Source organism: Aliivibrio sp. A6 (genome assembly GCF_028765505.1).
GTDB lineage: Bacteria > Pseudomonadota > Gammaproteobacteria > Enterobacterales > Vibrionaceae > Aliivibrio > Aliivibrio finisterrensis_A.
In genome coordinates, this window is record NZ_JARACR010000008.1 from 94,852 (window position 1) to 113,808 (window position 18,957).

At 39.1% G+C, this 18,957-nt stretch carries 16 protein-coding genes; 7 read left to right on the top strand and 9 right to left on the bottom strand.

Going from position 1 to position 18,957, the window contains the following annotated elements; translation table 11 throughout:
- Nucleotides 1–301: 301 nt before the first annotated feature.
- Nucleotides 302–778, bottom strand: a complete 477-nt coding sequence (locus tag PVK70_RS07100) for a winged helix-turn-helix domain-containing protein (protein ID WP_274441300.1) — start codon at nucleotides 776–778, stop codon at nucleotides 302–304.
- A 378-nt stretch (nucleotides 779–1,156) separates the two neighbouring features.
- Nucleotides 1,157–1,780, bottom strand: a complete 624-nt coding sequence (locus PVK70_RS07105) for an outer membrane protein (RefSeq protein WP_130048141.1) — start codon at nucleotides 1,778–1,780, stop codon at nucleotides 1,157–1,159.
- A 631-nt stretch (nucleotides 1,781–2,411) separates the two neighbouring features.
- On the opposite strand from PVK70_RS07105, the gene PVK70_RS07110 reads away from it, so the two are divergent.
- The gene (locus tag PVK70_RS07110) at nucleotides 2,412–3,077 is read left to right on the top strand and encodes a DedA family protein (RefSeq protein ID WP_130045840.1); all 666 of its coding nucleotides are present in this window, start codon (nucleotides 2,412–2,414) and stop codon (nucleotides 3,075–3,077) included.
- A gap of 79 nt (nucleotides 3,078–3,156) precedes the next feature.
- Here PVK70_RS07110 and gnd read toward each other — a convergent pair whose 3' ends face one another.
- The 6 genes from gnd to lolC form a co-directional block, all read right to left on the bottom strand.
- On the bottom strand, nucleotides 3,157–4,605 hold the full coding sequence (gene gnd / locus PVK70_RS07115; RefSeq protein ID WP_130048142.1) for a decarboxylating NADP(+)-dependent phosphogluconate dehydrogenase: 1,449 nt from the start codon (nucleotides 4,603–4,605) through the stop codon (nucleotides 3,157–3,159).
- 28 nt (nucleotides 4,606–4,633) lie between these two features.
- Nucleotides 4,634–5,350, bottom strand: coding sequence for a 6-phosphogluconolactonase (pgl, locus tag PVK70_RS07120; protein ID WP_130048143.1), 717 nt, complete (start codon nucleotides 5,348–5,350; stop codon nucleotides 4,634–4,636).
- Nucleotides 5,347–6,849 carry a glucose-6-phosphate dehydrogenase gene (gene zwf, locus PVK70_RS07125; protein WP_130045837.1) on the bottom strand — a complete coding sequence of 501 codons (1,503 nt, stop codon included), beginning with the start codon at nucleotides 6,847–6,849 and terminating at the stop codon, nucleotides 5,347–5,349. Before zwf ends, pgl begins: the two co-directional genes overlap by 4 nt.
- A gap of 187 nt (nucleotides 6,850–7,036) precedes the next feature.
- Nucleotides 7,037–8,281 (bottom strand): lipoprotein-releasing ABC transporter permease subunit LolE, encoded by a 1,245-nt coding sequence (gene lolE, locus PVK70_RS07130; RefSeq protein ID WP_130048144.1) that lies wholly within the window; start codon nucleotides 8,279–8,281, stop codon nucleotides 7,037–7,039.
- Nucleotides 8,281–8,997 carry a lipoprotein-releasing ABC transporter ATP-binding protein LolD gene (lolD, locus tag PVK70_RS07135; RefSeq protein WP_130048145.1) on the bottom strand — a complete coding sequence of 239 codons (717 nt, stop codon included), beginning with the start codon at nucleotides 8,995–8,997 and terminating at the stop codon, nucleotides 8,281–8,283. Before lolD ends, lolE begins: the two co-directional genes overlap by 1 nt.
- Nucleotides 8,990–10,198: a lipoprotein-releasing ABC transporter permease subunit LolC gene (lolC, locus tag PVK70_RS07140; RefSeq protein WP_122033529.1), complete on the bottom strand. Its 1,209-nt coding sequence runs from the start codon at nucleotides 10,196–10,198 to the stop codon at nucleotides 8,990–8,992. The genes lolD and lolC overlap by 8 nt, the downstream gene beginning before the upstream one ends.
- 171 nt (nucleotides 10,199–10,369) lie before the next feature.
- On the opposite strand from lolC, the gene PVK70_RS07145 reads away from it, so the two are divergent.
- The 5 genes from PVK70_RS07145 to PVK70_RS07165 all read left to right on the top strand — a co-directional run bounded on the left by PVK70_RS07145 (nucleotide 10,370) and on the right by PVK70_RS07165 (nucleotide 16,632).
- A complete protein-coding gene (locus PVK70_RS07145) occupies nucleotides 10,370–10,939 on the top strand; it encodes a PilZ domain-containing protein (protein ID WP_130045833.1) in 570 nt (189 codons plus the stop codon).
- Between the two features lie 15 nt (nucleotides 10,940–10,954).
- Nucleotides 10,955–14,410 (top strand): transcription-repair coupling factor, encoded by a 3,456-nt coding sequence (gene mfd, locus PVK70_RS07150; RefSeq protein ID WP_130048146.1) that lies wholly within the window; start codon nucleotides 10,955–10,957, stop codon nucleotides 14,408–14,410.
- An 89-nt stretch (nucleotides 14,411–14,499) separates the two neighbouring features.
- Nucleotides 14,500–15,387 (top strand): peptidoglycan binding protein CsiV, encoded by an 888-nt coding sequence (locus tag PVK70_RS07155; protein ID WP_130048147.1) that lies wholly within the window; start codon nucleotides 14,500–14,502, stop codon nucleotides 15,385–15,387.
- Nucleotides 15,388–15,505: 118 nt separating this feature from the next.
- Nucleotides 15,506–16,129: a thiol:disulfide interchange protein DsbA/DsbL gene (locus PVK70_RS07160; RefSeq protein WP_165367162.1), complete on the top strand. Its 624-nt coding sequence runs from the start codon at nucleotides 15,506–15,508 to the stop codon at nucleotides 16,127–16,129.
- A 29-nt stretch (nucleotides 16,130–16,158) separates the two neighbouring features.
- Nucleotides 16,159–16,632 (top strand): FKBP-type peptidyl-prolyl cis-trans isomerase, encoded by a 474-nt coding sequence (locus tag PVK70_RS07165; protein ID WP_130048149.1) that lies wholly within the window; start codon nucleotides 16,159–16,161, stop codon nucleotides 16,630–16,632.
- Between the two features lie 104 nt (nucleotides 16,633–16,736).
- Here PVK70_RS07165 and PVK70_RS07170 read toward each other — a convergent pair whose 3' ends face one another.
- The gene (locus PVK70_RS07170; RefSeq protein ID WP_130048150.1) at nucleotides 16,737–17,348 is read right to left on the bottom strand and encodes a class I SAM-dependent methyltransferase; all 612 of its coding nucleotides are present in this window, start codon (nucleotides 17,346–17,348) and stop codon (nucleotides 16,737–16,739) included.
- 286 nt (nucleotides 17,349–17,634) lie between these two features.
- Here PVK70_RS07170 and PVK70_RS07175 point away from each other — a divergent pair, with 286 nt between their 5' ends.
- Entirely contained in the window at nucleotides 17,635–18,951 is a 1,317-nt protein-coding gene (locus PVK70_RS07175; RefSeq protein WP_130048151.1) for an MATE family efflux transporter, read from the top strand.
- Nucleotides 18,952–18,957 lie beyond the last annotated feature (6 nt).

Sequence of the window (18,957 nt, forward strand, 5' to 3'; positions counted from 1 at the left end):
TCTAGTGTACTTAACATAATCATTAATCGTAATGGTTCCACTAAGATCTACCCTATAAACATTATGCCAAACTATTATAATTAGAAAGTTAATGGCAGATATTAATAATAATATTTTTGATATTTTATTTCTCATACTTTACATCGAGCTATTTTTTTAGTCAGATTGAATTCGCATTCCTGATTTTTCGTTTTTAAAATGTACTTATTATCTGATAACTTTATAAAATCAAAACCTTTCACTTCGACTATTTCACTTAAAGGGACCAATTCATAAAAAACATGTTTCTCTATGCAATAAATTAGTGATGACATCGAAAAAAAAATGCGAAAATTGAAAACAAAAATATTGAAAATTGTTTTTGTTTGATATTACCATCAGATTTCAACTTAACTTTTTCTACATTATCTTTAATTACTTCACATTCAGCATATAAAACTTTTTCTTTATAATCAATTACTTGTAGGTTATTAATCTTATAACCCGTTCCTTTCACATTTTCAATAACTTCTCTTTCTGAATCCCGGATTGCAACTCTGGTTCGTTTTATTAATTGAGGTATGCTTTCATTAGATATCCACTGAGTACCCCAAAGTTCATTTTTAATATACTCGTTATTACAAACTAAAGGGTATTCCTTAATTAATAAATTAAGTATATCTGATACTAAAGGAGTAGTTGAGCCGTATTCATTCAAATCATTTCTTGCATCTTCTAATGAATTATACAGTTTTTTAGTTTTTGGGTTCCAATAGATTTCATTAAGTTTAAAAAGCATAAAAACCTTACTTAATAAGTACCTCGTCAATAATAAGTATAGATATACTTATTTCCATTTAATGTCAACATCTTATACTTGCCTAAGTTAACATAGTGGGAATAATAAAAACCCCGCCACATAGCTAACACAAAACAAATACACATACGCAACAATAATAATTAAAAGTTACACTGTAATGTTATTATCTACCAATTAATGACTAAAGAACAAGCAATTGTGCGTATGGCTATTGCAATTAATAATACAAATTTCATACTTAAAAACTACAAAGCCAATGAGTGCGGCTTTAACGATGCCCTCCTTTACTTTAAGAAGGGCATAAATAAACGACATATTGCTATGTATGGGTTATAACATATAAGTAATTACTGCATGCTAAAATGAATAACTAGCACCAATATACATCGCTGTCACAGAACCAACATTGGTATAGTCTGATAATTGATAACGATTTGCCTTATTCGTGAATTCAGCAAGATCATCACCAAAAACATGCTCAAAACTTACATTAAGTGCCATATTATCAGTCACATTATATGCCCCTCCTAATGCAATTTTTGGTAATACTTTTGATTCTTTTTTATTAAAATTACTCGCATTACTTGAAAGCTCTTGAACAGTATAAGCTGCACCCGCCTTTCCAAATACACTCCACTTTTTATTAAAGTTATATTTAGTTACACCTAAAGCTGCGATGTTATAACCATCATAGTCAAATTTTAGATTTTCAATTTTTGTTTCATTTGTTGCATATGATGAGTAGCTAACTTCAGCACCATACTGAAATTTATTATTCATTTCAGTATTAAATAAAACCCCCGAATTAAGCCCCCAAGCAAACTTCCCCGACTCTTGCGAATAGTTCATTCCATCGATATCAGCATCAGGAGCCTCTATACCCCCTATACCTAAATTAACACCTACATAAGGCGTCATATTTGCTAAAGATGAAGCTGAAAACAAACCAAAAATTAAAGCAGCAAGGTGTATTTTATTCATAACAAATACCAAATACCAAATACCAAATAAGTCATTAACATAATAGTTCAGTGCTTAATTTCAATAAGTAACCCATTGAAACTAAGCAATTAATAAATAAAATTCTCCCATAAGTTATAGGTATAAGTGGTGAGAATTAGATTTCACTAGAAATATACATCAATCCAAAAACCAAGCAAATTATAACAAACGTTTATCTTACAACATAATTCAAACAACCCAACACTTAAATAAATGACATGCAAAACAACAGGTTAGATAAAAACCCAATAGATAGTAAAATATATTTTTTTAAATATACTTTCACAACTCATATTTATTATACTTTCACCACCTAAATTATAATTAACTAAAACCTTATTATTTGAATAATAACTATTTTAATCTATGGTTTATAATTTTATTGCTCCATTTATCACTTTCACCTCTTGGAAGAGGTAATAATATTTATATAACACCTGATTTTTCGCTCATTTCATAAGCAAGAAAACACCTTGAAACATAGTTTTATGAATTTTTCATGAAGTTTTTATGACAGTGAATTTTTATAGTGACTTTATCAATCACTTACCTTATTCTCATGTATCTTATTCAACAAGTTAACTACTTGAATTTCGTCTGGAGAATGACGATGTTTGACTCATTTGTTTCGATTTTAACGGCTCTTTGGCAACAAGATTTCACCGTACTACAAAATCCAGCAAGTATGACGATGATTTACTTTTGTTTAATTTTATTTATTTGGTTAGAAAGCGCCTTTATACCTGCGGCACCTCTTCCTTGTGACAGTGTAGTAATCCTTGCAGGCTCACTGGCCGCAGCAAATGTGATCAGTTACCCTGTGATTGTAGCTGGTCTCATTATGGCGGCAGCGATAGGTAGTCAACTTGCCTTTATTCAAGGCCGTTGGTTGCATAAGTTTCCAATGATTCAAAAGTGGATCAATGCGGTTCCTGCTCATCGTTTACAAACGGTAGATTCCTTACTTGCTAAGCATGGTCTAATTGCACTGTTCGTCGCTCGCTTTATTCCAGTTGTACGCCCTCTTCTTCCGTTAATGATGGGGTTAAGAATGCAAAAAGCATCACGCTTCCATTATTTTGCTTGGATGAGTGCGATTATCTGGATTCTTCTATTAACTGGCTTTGGTTATTCACTTTCATTCTTGCCTGAGAAATTAGCTAAATACATCACAATGGCTCTTATGGCTGCACCAGTGATTACATTAACGATTGCGATTGGCAGCTTTATTAGTGGCTACTGTGTAAAAAGATACCGCAGAAAGCGCATTATTTAATAGCTCTCTCATTCAAATAAAAAAAAGCCCTTAACTCATTATAAGTTAAGGGCTTTTTTATTATCTATCAACGTTATGATTATACGTCATACGTTGTAGAAGCTGTGTCACCACCTGTACCAGTCCAGTTTGTGTGGAAGAATTCACCACGTGGACGGTCAGTACGCTCATAAGTGTGAGCACCGAAGTAGTCACGTTGAGCTTGTAGAAGGTTCGCTGGAAGACGAGCTGTAGTATAGCCGTCTAGGAACGTTAGTGCAGAAGTCATACATGGCATTGGGATGCCTGATTCCATAGACTTAGCTGCAACTTTACGCCAAGCGCCCATGCAGTTATCTAGGATACCTTTAAAGTAAGCATCTGAACCTAAGAATGCGATCTCTGGGTTTGCTTCATAAGCATCACGAATGTTACCTAGGAATGCAGAACGGATGATACAACCGCCACGCCACATTAGAGCAACGTTACCGTAATTTAGATCCCAGCCATTTTCGTTCGACGCTTCACGCATTAGCATGAAACCTTGAGCATAAGAGATGATCTTAGAAGCAAGTAGAGCCTGACGAATTGCATCAACCCACTCTTGCTTGTCGCCTTCAACTGGAGCTACAGTCTTGCCGAACAGTTTCTCAGCTTCAACACGTTGATCTTTAAGTGCAGATAAGCAACGAGAGAATACAGACTCAGTGATTAGAGTCAGTGGGATACCCATGTCTAGTGCGTTGATACCTGTCCATTTGCCCGTACCTTTTTGGCCAGCAGTGTCTAGGATCTTCTCAACTAGCGCTTCACCGTCTTCATCTTTGTAGCCAAGGATGTCAGCAGTGATTTCAACTAGGTAGCTGTCTAGTTCAGTTTTGTTCCACTCTGCAAATACAGCCTGCATTTCGTCGTGGTTCATACCTAGGCCATCTTTCATGAACTGGTATGCTTCAGTGATAAGTTGCATGTCACCGTATTCGATGCCATTGTGAACCATCTTAACGAAGTGACCTGCACCGTCGTTACCAACCCAATCACAACAAGGCTCACCCGCGTCAGTTTTCGCAGAGATACCTTGGAAGATAGGCTTAACCGCTTCCCAAGCTTCAGGAGAACCACCAGGCATGATAGAAGGACCAAAACGAGCGCCTTCTTCACCACCAGAAACACCCGTACCGATGAAGTGAATGCCTTTCTCGCGAAGAGCAGCAACACGACGGTTTGTGTCTGGGAAGTTAGTGTTACCACCATCAATGATGATGTCACCTTTGTCTAGAAGTGGTACAAGCTTATCGATAAACGTATCTACAACATCACCAGCACGTACCATAAGCATTACTTTACGTGGTGCTTCAAGTTTTTCAACTAGCTCTTCTAGAGTGTAAGCACCAACAATGTTAGTTCCTTTAGCAGGGCCTTCTAGGAACTCGTCTACTTTAGCAGCAGTACGGTTGTGAGCCACAACTTTGAAGCCGTGGTCGTTCATGTTTAGGATAAGGTTCTGACCCATTACTGCTAGGCCGATTACACCGATATCACCTTTCATTATTTTATCTCCTTGCGGCTATCTGCGATTACGCGATAGCACTTGCTGCATTTGAATCTAGGAACCACTCTGTTTCACCAGTCTTAGACTGGATTTTCGCTGCCGGATAAGGCAACTCTGAAGCAGGAGTTGTATGAATTTCTTTAACGATTTCAACCTTACCTGCACCAAGCACTAGGTAGCTGATTCGTTTTGCTGCCTCTAAAACTTTTGCTGTTTTAGAAACACGGATTTGGCCTGACTCTGGGTGAGAAGCTAATACAGATAAGTTCTCATCTTGGTAGTCTGTTGCACCTGGGAATAGTGAAGCTGTGTGACCATCTGCACCAACACCTAACAGGATCCAATCGAATACTGGAGTACCGTTTTCAGTTGGGATGACATCTGCCATCTCTTTTGCAAAACGCTCTGCTTCTGCTTTTGGTTCATCTTCACCACGGATGCGGTGGATATTTTCTACTGGTAAATTTACTTTGCGAAAAAGTAATTCATTCGCTTCACCAAAATTGCTTTCAGCGTCGTCTGGTGCAACACAACGTTCGTCACCCCACCAAAAGTGAAGGTTATTCCATTGAATACCTTCAGCATATGGTGCTTGAGCTAATAGCTGAAACAACATTTTTGGTGTACTGCCACCAGACAGTGAGATATGAACAGGCTGGCCCTGCTCACTGTACGATTTCATTTCATTTGCTAAGCTTTCAACAACCAATTCTGGTGTAGCAAAAATTTTGTGATTGATCATAATTCGCAGTAATCCGTATCTGTTAAATTTTTGCATGGGAAACGCCATGCGCGATCATCTCTTTGTAGCAGCTCATCGGCCTCTTGTGGTCCCCACGTACCGCACGCATACCCAAATAAGGATTGAGGGTCTTGTTTGAAGTCTAAAATAGGCTGCACATATCTCCAACAGGCTTCCACTGCATCAGTACGAGCAAATAACGTTGCGTCGCCATTTAAGGCATCAAGCAATAAACGCTCGTATGCCGTAAGCATTTGAGTTTCATGCAAGTCTGCGTATGAGAAGTTCATCTTAACTTCTTTTGCTTTAAACCCTGCGCCCGGCTCTTTTAAGCCAAAGCTCATTTGGATGCCTTCATCCGGTTGAATACGGATAATCAATTTATTTTCAGGGGCATTCTGGCCAAAGACTGGGTGTGGTGTTTGTTTAAAGTGAATAACAATCTCTGTTACTCGAGTCGGTAAACGCTTACCAGTACGAACATAGAAAGGAACACCATTCCAACGCCAGTTATTGATATAAGCTTTTAAACCGATGTAAGTTTCTGTTCGAGAATCATCGGCAACACCATGTTCTTCACGGTAACCCGCTAACTGTTGGCCACGTACATCAGATGCAGTGTATTGACCTAACACAAGGTTTTTACGCAAATCATCTTCTTCAAGCGGTTTAAGACATTGAAGAACTTTAACCACTTCATCACGAATCGAATCGGCGTTAATTTGAGCCGGTGGTTCCATGCCTACCATTGCTAATACTTGTAGCAAATGGTTTTGGAACATATCACGAACGGCACCAGAACCATCGTAATAGCCACCACGTTCTTCAACACCAAGGAATTCTGCACCAGTGATTTCAACATAATCAATAAAATTACGGTTCCATAACGGCTCAAACATCGCATTTGAAAAACGAAGAACAAGTAGGTTTTGAACGGTTTCTTTACCTAGGTAATGGTCAATGCGGTAAATTTGGTGTTCTTGAAAATGGTTATGAATTTCTTTATCAAGGCTTTGTGCTGATTCAAGATCATATCCGAATGGTTTTTCAATAATCAGACGCTTCCAGCCATTAGATTCATCGTTAAGACCATGAGTTGCTAAGCAAGCTGGAATAACACCGTAAAGGCTTGGCGGAGTTGCTAAATAGAAAAGCGTATTCTGTTGCTCAAGTTGGTATTTGTCAGCCAATAAGTCTAACTTAACAGCCAGTTTACTGTAATCATCAACATCTGAGGTATTTACCGCTTGATAATGTAAATGCTCACAAAATGCAATAAGCGTTTCTGGATCTGTTTTTTCCATCTCTTGCAGTGATTTTTTCATCTTTTCACGATACGTCTCATCGTCATATTGAGAGCGGCTCACGCCTAAGATTGAAAAAGATTCTGAAAGTTGATTACTCGCGTACAGATGATACAAAGCAGGAATAAGCTTGCGGAAAGTAAGATCCCCCGAAGCTCCAAAAATTACGATGGTATTGTTGTCCGAAATTGTCATTATTTCTCTAATCCGATACACAGCAAAGTAAGCTGTATAATAGAGAAAATCTTTACGGATTTCTAATCAATTTTAGTTATTATATCAATAGGTAAAACCGAACAATACAATAACCCTACAAGTAAAGCGGATATAAAACCCCTAATTTATATAATCTAGAGGTTTTTTATTCTAAATGAAATATCACTTACTTAGAGCTCAACACCGCTGCAGGATGTAACTGACTTGCCTTTCTTGCAGGATACCAAGTCGCGATAGCACTTAAAAATATCGCCGTCGCTGTCACAATAGCGACATCGCTCCAAACTAACTCTGAGGGTAAGAAATCAACAAAATAAATATCACCAGATAAAAACTGATGACCAATGAGTGACTCTAACCCTTTAATCATCGGTGTTAAGTTTAGTGCAACAAATGAACCTAGCGCCGAACCCGCTAAACTGCCTGTCACGCCAGAGAATATCCCTTGGCATACAAAGATACGTTTAATTAAACCGTCATTTGCACCCATGGTTCTTAAAATAGCAATGTCACCAGAGCGATCTTTCACTGCCATCATGAGAGTTGATACGATATTAAAACACGCCACGCCAATAACAAGCACCATAACAAGGTACATGATTGAACGAACCAATTGAATGTCTCGGTATAAGTAACCGTATTTCTGAACCCAGCTGCGTAAGTAAACATATTCCGTTAATGTTCCCCCTACCTCACGGACAATATTTTGAGCATCTAAAACGCTACTAACTTGTAATGATACACCAGTGACACTGTCACCTAGATTAATATACTGCTGCGCATCTTTTAGAGGAACAATCGCTAAACCATGATCGACCTGCCCACCTAAAGACAATAGTCCAACCACTTGCAAGCGTTGACGTTTTGGAGAGCGGAGCTGCTTACTTGGATTCTCATCTGGGATCATCGCGGTGATCCAATCTCCGACCTTTACATTTAATGTATCCGCAACGCCCTTGCCTAAGATAACACTTTGTTTATTGGCTTCGAACGCCTTCCATGCCTCGTTATCAATATACTCAGGTAACTTAGAAACCGCCCCTTCTAATAAAGGCTCTACACCTCTAACTTCAACCGCTTTTAATTTACTGCCTCGCTCAAGTAAGGCGGTAAATCGCACATAGGGTGCAGCACCAGTAACCTTTGGGTGTTTCTTAGCTTGGAACATCATGGTTTGCCAATCAGATACTGGGTTTTTAACCCCTTCAAGCTCAGCATGTGGAATTACCGAAAGCACTCGATTTTGTAATTCACGCTCAAAACCATTCATTGCAGAGAGACCAATGATGATCACTGCAACACCAATAGCAATACCAAGCGTGGATGAAATCGAAATAAACGACACCATCTTGTTGCGCTGTTTAGCTCGTGCAAAGCGGCCACCAATAAAAAGAGAAAGCGGTGAAAACATTACGCCTCCTGCTCTTTGTTTAATGTAGAGCGAACCGTTTCAGTAATAAAGCGGCCATCTTGCATGCTTAGTTGTTTATCTAATTTAGCCGCCAATTCATTATCGTGTGTGACCACTAAGAATGCAGTACCTGACTCTTGATTCAGTTCGCGCATTAAATTGTAAATATCTAATGCGGTTTTATGATCCAAATTACCTGTTGGTTCATCAGCAAGCACTAAAGCAGGTTTGTTGACTAACGCACGAGCAATCGCCACACGCTGGCGCTCGCCACCTGACAGTTCTGAAGGACGATGTTCAATACGATGAGCTAAACCTACTTTCTCAAGTAATTCTGTTGCACGTAGTGCGGCTTCTTTCTTATGAACACCACCAATTAACAACGGCATCGCCACATTCTCTAACGCGCTAAAGTCAGACAGAAGATGATGAAATTGATACACAAATCCAATATGTTGATTACGGATTTTTGCTTGCTTATTCGCACTCAATTTTGTCAGTTCATTTTGTTGAAAATGTACCGTTCCTGCTGTTGGCTCATCAAGTGCGCCAAGAATGTGCAGTAATGTACTTTTACCAGAACCAGATGAACCAACAATGGCAACTAATTCACTTTCATTAATTTGAAAATCAACCCCTTTAAGCACTTCAGTTTCCATCGTGCCTTCTTGGTAAACCTTGCGAATACCCTGACAAATTAATAATGGATTACTCATATCTTAATGCCTCTGCTGGTTGTACGACTGCCGCTCGATAAGATGGGAATACGGTCGCTAATAAACTTAATAAAATTGCTAGAATAATGACTACACACACTTGTAATGGTTCAACCTGTGCAGGTAAAGATCCACCAACAGTAAATAACGATAATCCAAGTGTAGAAAGAATAACATTAATATTACTAGCAAATAATGCACCTAACGTACCACCAACAATGGCTCCAATAACGCCACTGCTTGCCCCTTGAACCATAAAGATAGAGAGTACTTGGTTACTCGTCATGCCCTGTGTTTTTAGTATCGCAACTTCGGCTTGTTTTTCCATTACCACCATAATCAGTGCGGAAATGATATTAAACGCCGCAATAGCGACAATAAGACCAAGCATTAAGCCCATCATGTTTTTTTCCATTTTTACTGCTTGGAATAACTCTCCGCGTTGATCGCGCCAATCACTCCACGTCATATTTTTTTCTAACGGTAATTTAGCTAACTCTGTCACTTGAAATGGGTCTTCAAAGAATAAGCGCCACCCTGTAATATTACCTTTTTTCAATTTCATCAAACGAGCGGTATCTTGAATGTTCGCAACCATTAATTGGCCATCAACATCAGATCCCGTATTAAATACACCGACAACTTTAAAGTTACGTTGACTTGGAATACGCCCTAGTGGAGTGTATTGGCTTGCATTCGTTACCATAATACGTACGGTGTCACCATAACGAACGCTTAACTCTCGCGCTAATTTTGAACCAAGGAAAATACCGTATTCTCCGGCTTTAAGTTGACGCACATTGCCTGAAATTAATTCATAAGCAATAGGGTCATATTCATTAGGATCAATACCAACAAGCATACCCGCGCTCAACCCTTTTGCGCTTTGAATAATCGCTTCACCACGAACCACAGGCGTGACTTGAGTAACATGAGGCAAACTTGCTACGTAATTACGGTCGTCTTCTAAAGGGGTTAACTGACCTTCGATAGTCGATACTACCGCTTGAGGTAATACGCCAAGAATTCTATCTTTTAATTGGGCTTCAAACCCATTCATCACAGACAATACCGTCACTAAGGACAGTACCCCAATAGTGATCCCCGCAGTAGACATGTAAGAGATAAAACGACTGAATCTATCGCCAGAGCGTCCTCTTAAATATCGCAACCCTATAAATACTGATACTGGATGAAACATAAATTCTCTCAATCATGCTTTTTGAAGCTATAATAATGAATACAGTCTATCACGTAAAATACTGGTATTTATTCCTTTTTTTGCTCTTTTGTTCATCATTGTTACCGATTAAACACTTGCTGATATCCAGTGACTTCGCCATAATCAAGAAATAATAATAGAGGGACGTTTATGTCACATAATGAATACTTTTCGGTTCACTACGATTTAACCATCAATGTTGAACCTCTGTCGAACGATGCTGCGCTACCAAACATGGAAACGTTTGAACGTGAAATACCTGCACCATTTCGAGTTGCTCAAGAATGCAGCTCACTTGACGATGTTTCTGAGAATGAGCTTTCTTTTCTAAAGTTAGATGATGGCAAACGCCTTGCTAATTATTTAAACAATCAAAATCAAAAACTGAATCTACTACTGTCTTATTTGTTAATTCAACAAGACGATGAAGCTTATCGCCAAAAAACCGTAAGCTTTGGAGCGAGTAAATTTACTTTCGAAAGCAAAAACGCACTGAATATAGATCAAAAAGCCAAAGTAAAACTTTTTCTTGAGCATCCACCAGCAGCAATTTACTGTTATGCTAAAGTAACTCAATGCACAGAAACAGAAACTGGCTACCTCATTGAAATGGCTTACGACCTACTTCGTGATATCGACCAAGATTTACTAATCAAAGCCGCACTCTTTCAACAACAGAAAGTGCTTAAACTTCGAGCTCAAGAACGCAACTTAACCTAATAACTGAATATCCTGATGCCTATAAAAAACTTACTGTCATTACCGTTACCAACCAAAGCCAATGATACACGCTCAATTGGTAATCTTACGGGCTCTTCTCTAGCGCTTGCGATTGCAGAGATTGAGCAACAACACACTGGCCCTGTCGTGGTTGCGGTTACTGAACCGCAGTTGGCATTTCGTTTACAAAATGAAATCAACCAATTTAGCCAACGTTCAGTAGAGGTTTTTCCTGATTGGGAAACCCTTCCTTACGACAGCTTTTCTCCGCATCAGGACATTATTTCTGACCGTTTATCGCGCCTATATCATTTGCCTCAGCAAAAAGATGGGACGCTAATTGTTCCTGTTAGTACCTTATTACAACGTCAATCACCGCAATCTTTCCTACACAAACACGCATTAGTCGTAAAGGTAGGTGATCGCCTATCGTTTGATAAGCTAAAATTACAGCTAGAAAAATCCGGTTATTTACACGTAGACCAAGTCATGAGTCATGGTGAATATGCTAGCCGTGGATCTATTCTTGATTTATTCCCAATGGGTAATGCGCATCCTTACCGTATTGATTTTTTCGATGATGAAATTGACACCATTCGTCAGTTTGATCCTGAAAACCAACGTACGATTGAAGAAGTAAAATCTATAAACCTGCTTCCTGCTCATGAATTCCCAACCGATGATGTCGCGATAGAAGATTTCCGTATTCGCTGGCGTCAACGCTTTGATGCTCGCCGTGAGCCAGAGTCTGTTTATCAGCAAATCAGTAAAGGTGCTTGGCCTGCAGGTATTGAGTACTGGCAACCACTGTTTTTTGATGAAACCGAAACGTTGTTCGACTACCTACCAGATAACACATTGCTGGTTACTATTGGTGATATAGAAAAATCAGCCAATGATTTCTTGGCCGATGCCGAGTACCGTTACGATCAACGTCGAGTGGACCCACTTCGTCCGCTGTTGCCGGTAAATGAACTTTGGTTAAATACCTCTGATATGTTTGGCTTATTCAAACAATATCCGCGTGTAAAACTGGCAAAAGAGCCTGAGATTGAAAAAACCGGCCGTTTTAATCCTGATTTATTAGAACTGCCAGAAATTGCAATTCAGCACCAAAATAAAGAACCATTTGCACAGTTTCGTCAGTTTTATGAGAAATTCAGTGGTCAGGTTATTTTCTCTGTTGAATCTGAAGGTCGTCGTGAAGCCCTTCTTGAATTATTAGCACGTATTAAATTAAAACCTGCCATTTGTGATTCAATGAAAGACGCCGTTGGCCATAAAAATAAAGCAACGTTAGTGATTGGTTCTGCTGAACGAGGCTTTATTCTTCAAAATCCATGCGTTGCTTTTATCTGTGAAAGTGACTTATTAGGTGAGCGAGTAATACAACGCCGCCGCCGCGGTGACAATAAATCAATTAACAGCAATACCTTAATCCGCAACCTTGCTGAACTAAAAATTGGTCAGCCTGTTGTGCACGTTGATCACGGTATTGGTCGTTACATGGGACTTCAAACATTAGATGTTGGTGACATGCCAGCGGAATACATGATGTTGGAATACCTAAACGAAACCAAATTATACGTTCCAGTGTCGTCATTAAACCTGATAAGTCGCTATTCAGCAGGTGCAGATGAGACTGCACCAATCAGTAAATTGGGCAGTGATGCATGGAGTAAAGCACGTCGTAAAGCAGCAGAAAAAGTAAGAGATGTTGCAGCAGAACTGCTTGATGTTTACGCAAAGCGTGCGATTAAACCGGGTTTTGCTTTTAAACAAGATCGCGACGCTTACGCCGACTTTAGAGCCAGTTTCCCGTTTGAAGAAACGCATGACCAAGAAATCGCCATTAACGATGTGTTGTCCGATATGTGTCAAGCTAAAGCCATGGATCGCCTAGTATGTGGTGATGTGGGTTTTGGTAAGACAGAAGTTGCAATGCGTGCTGCATTTTTAGCGACACACAATGAAAAGCAAGTAGCAGTATTGGTTCCAACCACTCTACTTGCTCAGCAGCATTTTGAGAATTTCCGAGATCGCTTTGCTAACTTCCCTATTCGCGTTGAAGTACTGTCTCGCTTTAAGTCAGCCAAAGAACAAAAAGAGATTTTAGCTGCCACAGTGGAAGGTAAAGTCGATATTTTAATCGGTACTCATAAATTACTGCAAGACAGCATCAAGTTTGAAGATCTTGGCTTACTAATTGTGGATGAAGAGCATCGCTTTGGTGTCCGTCAAAAAGAAAAAGTAAAAGCGATGCGTTCAGACGTAGATATTCTAACGCTAACCGCAACGCCAATTCCAAGAACCTTGAATATGGCAATGAGTGGCATGCGTGATTTATCAATCATCGCAACACCACCGGCTCGTCGATTGGCGATTAAAACCTTTGTACGTGAAAAAGCGGATGACGTGATCAAAGAAGCGATTCTTCGTGAAATCAAACGTGGTGGCCAGGTTTATGTTCTACATAATAATGTTGAAACAATTCAAAATGCAGCAGAAGAGATCGAAAAGCTGATCCCAGAAGCCCGAGTTACCTTAGCGCATGGTCAAATGCGTGAACGAGAATTAGAACGTATCATGGGTGATTTTTATCATCAACGCTTCAATGTTCTTGTGTGTACAACGATTATTGAAACCGGTATTGATGTTCCAACTGCCAACACCATTATTATGGATCGTGCTGATAAGCTCGGTTTAGCACAATTACACCAATTACGTGGTCGTGTCGGCCGTTCACACCACCAAGCGTATGCGTATTTACTGACACCACATCCAAAAGCATTAAGTAAAGATGCAAGAAAACGTTTAGATGCAATCGCCTCACTGGAAGATTTAGGTGCAGGCTTTACTCTTGCAACTCACGATTTAGAAATCCGCGGAGCTGGTGAATTATTGGGTGATGGCCAAAGTGGTCAAATTCAATCTGTTGGTTTTACTCTGTATATGGAAATGCTAGAACAAGCAGTTGAAGCATTAAAAGAAGGTAAAGAGCCATCATTGGATGATCTTCTTCGTGAGCAAACTGAAGTTGAACTTCGCCTACCCTCATTAATTCCTGAAGACTACATTCCAGATGTAAACACACGATTATCTTTGTATAAGCGTATTGCTAGCGTATCGAATAATGGTGAACTTGATGAGCTTAAAGTAGAAATCATTGACCGCTTTGGCGGATTACCTGAAGCAACTCAGACACTATTAGTCACTTCTGAAGTTAAAATGTTAGCAGCATCATTGAAAGTGAAGAAATTAGAAGCGCATGGAAATGGTGGTTATATTGAATTTGAACCTACCGCTGACATAAACCCTATGTTCCTTGTGTCATTATTGCAAAAAGATCCAACAGGCTTTGCTCTTGATGGTCCAACTAAGGTCAAATTTATAAAAGACTTAACTGAGAGACAAGTGCGAATTAAATACGTAATGGACTTGCTCAAATTGTTTTACGAAAATAGAATCTAACTATTAGATTTACATAATAAGAAAATACTAATGTTTAGTCTTGGTTATGGATAACTAAGACTTTATAGAACCATCTCACTGGAGTTTGAATGAAAAAAATAATTTACGCGTTGATTTTACTTGCAAGTTGGCCTTCTTTTGCTCGTCAATTTGACATTGAAGTCATCATTTTTAAACGCAATGTTGAACCATCTTCTTACCAAGAAGCATGGCCTGATATTCTCGCCCCTATTAACCTAGAGCGTGCTTTCTCATACCGCGATAAAAAAATGATGAGCAGTAATGGTGCGTCACTACTTCCTTCTGGTTACTACAAACTAAATGAAGCTTATACTAAACTGCAAAATCACGCTGGATTTAAACCGTTAGTACATGTCGCTTGGCGCCAAGGTGATTCAGGCTCATCTCGTTCTCCTATTTTCCACATTCAAGCAGGTCAGGATTTTTCTGATCGCTTTGTTGCTGATGGCCGAACTATTGAAGATGCAAACGCTGATTTATCACTGGTTCCTTTAGACGCACCAAAACCTGCGCTTATTGAAGAATCGGAAACTATTGAATCTGATACAACAGCGTCAACTTCAGGTCCTCTTCTTGAATTAGATGGCACAATGCAGGTTTACGTTCAGCATTACCTATACGTAAATACCATTTTAGATCTTAAAGTTCCTGGTCAACACGAATTTATTGTCAACACCCCAAAAGAAGAAAAAGAAGTTCTTACAGAAACAACCTCTACTTCTTCTGACGAAGTAACAACCACGGAAACCGCAAAACTGTCTACTGAAACGACAGCAATTGAAGATCCAAATGCGGATGTTCAGTTAGGTCACTTAGAAGACGTAACACCAGAAACCGAAGTTAAAGAATTTTTAAAATCTTATCGCATGGAAGAAAGACGTAAAATGCGAAGTGGTGAAACTCATTATATTGACCATCCTCTAATGGGAATGATCATCCAAGTGCGTAAAGTCTAATTATATAAATTCTTTACACATATTTACCAAAATAGGACAACATTTGTTGTCCTATTTTATTTCTACTTACTTCATTTCATGCTATTTTCATTCGAAATCATAATCAATGAGAATCAACATGAAATCTATTATCAAACCATTATTGCTTGTCCTTTCTTCTGCCCTTTTTCTGACAGCTTGTGGTGACACTAACGAGCCAAAAGAAGGCGTTCAATACGAAGTACTTTCAACGACTTTACAAAATGACTCATTAGCACCAGTAACTGAAGTATTTGCCCTATCTTGCGGTCACTGCCGTAACATGGAAAACTTCTTACCTGTAATTAGCCAAGAAGCAGGCTCTGACATTGGTAAAATGCACATCACATTTAACCAATCAGCACATGTTGCTGCTATGTTCTACTACGCTGCAGAAATGCAAGTAGACGGCGCACCCGATCACGCATTTATGGAAGACTTATTCGCAGCAACACAAATGGGTGAAGGCACAACATTAACAGAGCAACAAGAAGCATATTCTAAAGCCTTTACCTCGCGTGGCCTGACAAGCCCTTACGAATTTAATGAAGAGCAACGTGATATTCTTATTCAAAAAGTAGATACTGCTAAATTGCTTTCTGAGCAATCAGGTATTAGCTCTGTTCCTACTTTTGTGGTTAACGGTAAATACAACGTATTAATTGGTGGTCATGATGATCCTAAGAAAATCGCTGAAACTATCCGTTACCTACTAGAAAAATAATTGATTTAATACCAATATAAGGAAATAACGTGTCTAAAATTATCATCACCATTGCTGTTATCGTTCTTGGTTACATGCTGTTTCAGCACTTTGTAAACAATCCAAAAGCAGCAAAAGCCAATATCGAACTTGGGAAGGCTTTCTTAGCAGAAAATGCAACAAAAGAAGGCGTTCAAACTACCGCTTCTGGTCTTCAATACCTAGTACTTGAAGAAGGCACAGGCACAGAGCACCCTACAGCTAAAAGCAAAGTTAAAGTTCATTACCACGGTACAACTATCGATGGAAACGTATTTGACAGCTCTGTTGAGCGTGGTGAACCAATTGAGTTTGGTTTAAATCAAGTAATCAAAGGTTGGACTGAAGGTGTTCAATTAATGGTTGTTGGCCAAAAGATGCGTTTCTTTATCCCTAGCGATTTAGCTTACGGTAATCGTTCAGCAGGCTCTATCCAACCTGGCTCTGTATTAATTTTTGAAGTTGAACTGTTAGATTTTAAATAATCATTTATCAGCTTAAAAATTCAATATCATATAATAAAAATGGCGGATCACTTTGATCCACCATTTTTTGTATCTAATTGTCGATAAACCTAACTTAACCTAATTTAACTTAATTTACGCATGACGATTGTAAAATCTTCATCCGCATAGTCATCTATCAATTCACAATTTGGGCATAAGCTTAAACAATAACTAAGCACCTGCTGCGGATCATGCGCTTCGAGTAAATTGGTTTCTTTAAAATGATTACGGTTTAATAAATTAAAAACAACGGCCTCCTCTGCCTTCTCATACATCGTTCTAATTACTTTTGCATGGTAGGTTTTGTTACGAGATCGATAGTTAAGAGAGCCACTTGCCACAACAATATCTGCCGTTGGCAACGTAGTTGATGAAAAATCCCCTTTAATAAACGCGCAATTCTGTTGATGCTCAAAATGTTTTTTTGCCTGTTTAATGAAACTCCCCTGCTGATCAACACCGGTATAAGACTCTACACAGCAACTCATATCAAGAAAGGTTTTAAAATCACCGTAACCACAGCCTAAATCTAATACACGTTTACCATCAAAATTAACGGCTTTAGCTATGGTTTTAAAACGTAGAAATTGAGATTCAGTCGAATTCCAACCTAATGATCTGGCATGATCACCTGCATATTGTTTCAGTCTTTCATCATGATAAAGACGAATACTCAATCTATCTAATAAGTGCATATGTTGTTTTTACCATTTTATTCTTAGAATTATACGGCCTGAAGTGTACTCTTGATAATTCTAGTTTTCATCTACTTATCGTTAGCTACTCCGTATAAATCTCATTTAATGATTATAATCCCTATTAAACGTAGAAATCCCTCAAAACATAGCCGTAATTTCTTTATTCATGATTAAGAAAATGCGGCTATGACATAAAGTATTCCTCTATTCTCGCTCATGCATTTGAGTCTTGCTCTATAATCAGTACAATAGCCGACCAATACTTTTAGAGCACCCTTTAATCATGCCAAGTCCTTCTCTCTCAAAACAACTTTTTCATATGACATGGCCAATGACGTTTGGTGTTCTTTCTTTAATGAGCTTTCAACTTGTCGATAGTGCCTTTATTGGCCAACTAGGCATACTTCCTCTTGCTGCCCAGGGCTTTACTATGCCATTACAGATGGTCATCATTGGTTTACAAGTAGGGTTAGGTATTGCTACAACTGCGGTAATCGCACGAGTATTAGGGGCTCAACAATCAAAAAAAGCCAAGCAGCTTGCTGGATTAGTTCTCACGTTAGGCGCTGCTATGGTATTTATCATGTGCCTGCTCATTTGGTTCTCTCGAGGTTTATTACTTGATCTACTAGGCGCAGAAGCCAATGTCTTTCCCATAATCGATAGTTATTGGCCAGTATGGTTAGCAAGTTGCTGGGCAGGAGCTATGATCTATTTTGCTTACAGTGTGTGTCGTGCCAACGGTGATACTAAACTACCGGGCTTAATGATGATGGCGACCAGTATCCTAAATATGATCCTTGATCCTATTTTCATCTTTCAATTTAACTTAGGCTTAAACGGTGCCGCTTGGGCAACGATAGTCTCTTTCACTATTGGTTTTTGTATCATTCTGCCCCCTATTTTTAAGCGTAATTGGATCTCTTTTTCATGGCACGATCTTAATATCCTGCAATCTATTAAAGAATTAAATGCCGTAATGGCACCCGCAATGATGAGTCAATTATTACCACCACTCTCCTCTATGATGGCCACAAAAATTATCGCAGGCTTTGGGGCAGCTGCCGTTGCGGGTTGGGCGATGGCCTCTCGTATCGAATTTTTTGCTATTGTTGTTGTACTTGCACTTACTATGTCAATTCCACCAATGGTTGGGAGAATGTTAGGGGCTAAACAGTTCGACGAGATTCAAAAGCTAATCAAAATCGCGGCTAAATTTGTTCTCAGCTGGCAGATTGGCCTTGCAGTTCTTCTGTTTATCATTGCTAAGCCACTCGCAAGTCTGCTAAGTACCGACAGCAATGTCATTGATGTTATTTACCATTATCTATTATGGGTACCCGTCAGCCTTGGCTCTTTAGGTATCTGCATGTTAATGGTGTCAACCTGCAACGCCCTTGGTGTGTCTATGCGCGCATTGACGATTTCAATCCTTCGTTTATTCGTCTGTTTTTTACCCATGATATGGCTAGGCTCAAGTTTATTTGGCTTACATGGTATTTTTATGGGCGCACTTGTTGGTAATACTCTCGCTGGGCTCATTGCATGGGTTATGTATAATCAAGCGATTAATAAAATTCAAACAGACAATCAAAATTAAGGGAAT

What these genes read in the sequence shown, in the direction of transcription:
- PVK70_RS07100 (WP_274441300.1), bottom strand. Translation starts at nt 778, where the DNA reads ATGCTTTTTAAACTTAATGAAATCTATTGGAACCCAAAAACTAAAAAA.
- PVK70_RS07105 (WP_130048141.1), bottom strand. Translation starts at nt 1,780, where the DNA reads ATGAATAAAATACACCTTGCTGCTTTAATTTTTGGTTTGTTTTCAGCT.
- PVK70_RS07110 (WP_130045840.1), top strand. Translation starts at nt 2,412, where the DNA reads ATGTTTGACTCATTTGTTTCGATTTTAACGGCTCTTTGGCAACAAGAT.
- gnd (WP_130048142.1), bottom strand. Translation starts at nt 4,605, where the DNA reads ATGAAAGGTGATATCGGTGTAATCGGCCTAGCAGTAATGGGTCAGAAC.
- pgl (WP_130048143.1), bottom strand. Translation starts at nt 5,350, where the DNA reads ATGATCAATCACAAAATTTTTGCTACACCAGAATTGGTTGTTGAAAGC.
- zwf (WP_130045837.1), bottom strand. Translation starts at nt 6,849, where the DNA reads ATGACAATTTCGGACAACAATACCATCGTAATTTTTGGAGCTTCGGGG.
- lolE (WP_130048144.1), bottom strand. Translation starts at nt 8,281, where the DNA reads ATGTTTTCACCGCTTTCTCTTTTTATTGGTGGCCGCTTTGCACGAGCT.
- lolD (WP_130048145.1), bottom strand. Translation starts at nt 8,997, where the DNA reads ATGAGTAATCCATTATTAATTTGTCAGGGTATTCGCAAGGTTTACCAA.
- lolC (WP_122033529.1), bottom strand. Translation starts at nt 10,198, where the DNA reads ATGTTTCATCCAGTATCAGTATTTATAGGGTTGCGATATTTAAGAGGA.
- PVK70_RS07145 (WP_130045833.1), top strand. Translation starts at nt 10,370, where the DNA reads ATGTCACATAATGAATACTTTTCGGTTCACTACGATTTAACCATCAAT.
- mfd (WP_130048146.1), top strand. Translation starts at nt 10,955, where the DNA reads ATGCCTATAAAAAACTTACTGTCATTACCGTTACCAACCAAAGCCAAT.
- PVK70_RS07155 (WP_130048147.1), top strand. Translation starts at nt 14,500, where the DNA reads ATGAAAAAAATAATTTACGCGTTGATTTTACTTGCAAGTTGGCCTTCT.
- PVK70_RS07160 (WP_165367162.1), top strand. Translation starts at nt 15,506, where the DNA reads ATGAAATCTATTATCAAACCATTATTGCTTGTCCTTTCTTCTGCCCTT.
- PVK70_RS07170 (WP_130048150.1), bottom strand. Translation starts at nt 17,348, where the DNA reads ATGCACTTATTAGATAGATTGAGTATTCGTCTTTATCATGATGAAAGA.
- PVK70_RS07175 (WP_130048151.1), top strand. Translation starts at nt 17,635, where the DNA reads ATGCCAAGTCCTTCTCTCTCAAAACAACTTTTTCATATGACATGGCCA.